General features: G+C 41.4%; 4 protein-coding genes. 2 read left to right on the top strand and 2 right to left on the bottom strand.

Features of this window, described 5'->3' with window-relative positions; genetic code table 11:
- Positions 1 to 165: 165 nt before the first annotated feature.
- Both LHW48_05865 and LHW48_05870 read right to left on the bottom strand, forming a co-directional pair.
- Positions 166 to 1,227 (bottom strand): cobalamin-dependent protein, encoded by a 1,062-nt coding sequence (locus LHW48_05865; GenBank protein ID MCB5259987.1) that lies wholly within the window; start codon positions 1,225 to 1,227, stop codon positions 166 to 168.
- A gap of 298 nt (positions 1,228 to 1,525) precedes the next feature.
- Complete coding sequence (locus LHW48_05870; GenBank protein MCB5259988.1) at positions 1,526 to 1,861, bottom strand: hypothetical protein; 336 nt, start codon at positions 1,859 to 1,861, stop codon at positions 1,526 to 1,528.
- 717 nt (positions 1,862 to 2,578) lie between these two features.
- On the opposite strand from LHW48_05870, the gene LHW48_05875 reads away from it, so the two are divergent.
- Positions 2,579 to 3,028 carry a GNAT family N-acetyltransferase gene (locus LHW48_05875; protein MCB5259989.1) on the top strand — a complete coding sequence of 150 codons (450 nt, stop codon included), beginning with the start codon at positions 2,579 to 2,581 and terminating at the stop codon, positions 3,026 to 3,028.
- The coding region (locus LHW48_05880; protein MCB5259990.1) for a hypothetical protein at positions 3,028 to 3,290 on the top strand (263 nt) is incomplete at its 3' end. The genes LHW48_05875 and LHW48_05880, both read left to right, overlap by 1 nt.

The raw sequence follows: 3,290 nt of genomic DNA on the forward strand, positions 1-3,290 counted from the left end.
CCAAGTAATACCTTTTATCTGCTTCGTTTATTCCTTCTTTATCGCTTTCGATAGAGTGAATATTGTAATCTGCCCCCGGCTCGAAACCGGAACCACGTAGAGCGTTCGTTATTATTTGTTCAAGCTCAAAAGTATTGGGAGCACTTATGATGAGTTTTCTTTCTTTCATACTAAATTTTCCACCAAAGAGACTGCAATTTTGGCTGCCAAAGATGCATCTGTAGCAAAACTATCGGCTCCAATTCGTTTCCATAGATTACCATCATGTAAGAAGGGGTAGCCTCCTACCATTATTTTTACATGCTGTAGTTCTGAATTAGAGCGGATTTTTGAGATTAGTGCCTCAGCTTTATGCAGATTTAACGCAAAGGTTACAGATATTGCCATGAGATCTGCCTTGCGTTCCAAGATTGTTTGAATTATGGCATCATTCGGAGTATTGGCACCAAGAAAACAGGTATCCCAACCCTCCATTTCCATAATGTCCGTAACCATTCTTAAACCTAATTCATGTAATTCACCACTCACGCAAGCAGCTACCATATTATACTTTTTGGGCTCTGCATTAAAGAGTCTGGGATACAAACGTGCCATAGACAACTGGGTAAGCCCTGTACTATAGTGTTCTTGAGCCACGCTAATTTTATTGGCATGCCAAAGGTTACCGATCTCTCGTTGCACAGGTTGTAGGATATCAAGAAATATATTGCGGATACTTATATGAGAATCTGCCAAGCCTTCAATTAGCTGCAAGGCTTCTTGCTTCTTAGCGGTTAAAAGAAGGTCTTTGTATTGCTGTGCTTGTGCATAATATGGATTTTTTACATCTAGGCTACTTGTAGAGGGAATTTCATCTGTCAACATTATATCATGGGCGAGTAAGCATAATAAATCTACTTTTGGGAACTGAGAAGCGGGAATATATTTCGCAACAACTTGGATAATTATCAAAAAGTGTTGGGCAAGCCCTTCTTTGTTCAATCCCAATGAAAGCAACAGAAATTTTAGCCAGCGGATGTATTCTTTCCAGAGCGAATCGGATTCCATAATTAACGCTTCAACAAGAAACTGAAGATTATAAAGGGTATCTTCACGGCATTTTTGTAGTTGATATGAGTTGTACCCGCTGGAAACTGCGAGATTGCTTGCTTCAATAATCTCTTGCATTATCTCGATTCTCTTGGCTGTGATTGCATCTGCAGATTCCTGCAACAGGTTAGCAGTCATTTATTCCCCCTGAATATATTTTTATATTCAAAATCTAAAATGAATACTAACAATGTCAAGATAAATCGCAGGTAAAGCAGTATAACTATTTTGAGTATGACCCCTGAAAAGAGTCACCCAAATCTGCAATACCGTTTGGGCTGCCAAGCTCCGCTTGGCAGAGGCGACGGAGTCGCCAGAAAGAAAAGACCTTCGGCCTTTGTGGCAAACAGAGCTTGCCACCCCAGCTTGCCACCCCAGATTGCCATCCCAAATGCACTTCAACAAGTGTCGCAATTGTACAGGCGGTGGTTTATTCTCAAAGGGCACTACAGCGAGCATCCGTACAAACAACGATTTCCGGAGTTCCCATGAGTTTACGCACTCCAGTTGCCACCCCATCTCCCGCATTGTGCAATACCGTTTGGGCTGCCAAGCTCCGCTTGGCAGAGGCGACGGAGTCGCCAGAGAGAAAAGGCCTGCGGCCTTTGCGGCAAGGAGGAGCTTGCCACCCCATCTCCCGCATTTTAGTAAACTGTACGTATGGAAGGTTATAGATTGGAGTATTGTCACGTCTTCGCTGCTTTTTTAACTCGATAAATTCAGAGCGAACCCCCAAAGTCCATAAATAGTACGAAGTAGGCTCAATTTGCAATAATCAGTGATCCAAACACACACAATAACGTTCAAACCCGAGCAAGCAATTTTCCATTGATAGTCCATCATATCTACCCACCACATAAGGCTTTAGCCCCATTGATCCAAGAGATCGCTATTTGTAAATTTGGGGGGGACTCTTTATAACCTCATCGCCAGAAAATCGCTTTAAGCTATAACAAGATATGATTTAGCTTGCCATCATCTTTAAACTATTGGAGTATCTCAGGATAAACCTTATTTAATACCTGTGTAAAGGATCAGGGGGGCAAAAAGAATCAACTGAATCTGCAAAACCCTTTTAATAGATTTACAACTCACAAAGTTGCTTTTGCGAGCCGATATCGTAGCAGAACTTTCCGAAGCTCAGGTGGTCTTGCACTCCTTGGGCTATTAAGTTGCTGGTTGGTAAAAGCCGGATAAGCTGTCTCGATGGCAAGTACAACTTGCCAATCCAGTTGTTGCCTCAGAACCACTTGATGGATAGAACAATCCCAAAGAACTTGATTCTGAAAATAGAATTACAAAAGAAATCTCCTCCCTTTGCAGAATTTCAGACACATTTTAGGGGGGTATTCGTCTTCTATAATAATAGATATATTTCTACAACAGGAATTTTGGTGGAAAAAAAGCCTTGACATGGGCTAAAGATTTTGATAAGAGTAAAATACAAAACTATAAATGAGGTCTTTCATAAGCAAAAAAGGAGTTATTTATGATGACAATTGACACAATTCGGAACTGGGAAAGCCTTGAAGATAAGATTGGCAAAGATGCCTTGATAGAATTCTTACATAAGCATTTGGATAGATTCAGAGATACAAAATCTGCTATCTCAAAGGCTATTGACTATGCCTTAAGCGATGACGCCGGACGAGGAGGATACATTATTTCTGCTCATGAGGATGGCATACTAGTGGGGGCAGTGGTGATGAACAACACCGGCATGCAAGAATTCATTCCGGAGTATTACCTCATCTACATCGCGGTAGATGCTTCCCAACGAGGCAAGGGAATAGGAGGAAAACTACTCCAAAAAGCATTCGATACTGCCGATGGAGACATTGCCCTACATGTGGAATACGATAATCCCGCGAAAAGATTGTATGAGCGCATGGGATTTACTACAAAGTATGCTGAGATGCGTTGGCAAAGGAGCAAATAATGGCTCGTTTAAAAGTACATATTGATCGTTTGATCGAGAATATTGCAACCATCAATGCCTTTATGCACAAGCATGGAAAGGAATGGTCACTGGTAGTAAAAGTACTTGGTACAGATAAGGCTGTGTTAACAAAACTTTTGGCAGATCCCGTGATTTTGGGAGCTCACTCAATTGCTGTTTCTCAATGGAAATCTCTGCGTATGGTTAAGGATTTGAACCCTGCCTTAAGAACTATGTATATAAAGCCTCCTTCGCCCAAAAA

This window comes from Candidatus Cloacimonadota bacterium, from assembly GCA_020532355.1.
Taxonomy (GTDB): Bacteria; Cloacimonadota; Cloacimonadia; order Cloacimonadales; family Cloacimonadaceae; genus UBA5456.

Bases quoted from the DNA above. Each gene is read 5' to 3' on its own strand.
- LHW48_05865 (MCB5259987.1), bottom strand. From the start codon at position 1,227: ATGACTGCTAACCTGTTGCAGGAATCTGCAGATGCAATCACAGCCAAG.
- LHW48_05875 (MCB5259989.1), top strand. From the start codon at position 2,579: ATGATGACAATTGACACAATTCGGAACTGGGAAAGCCTTGAAGATAAG.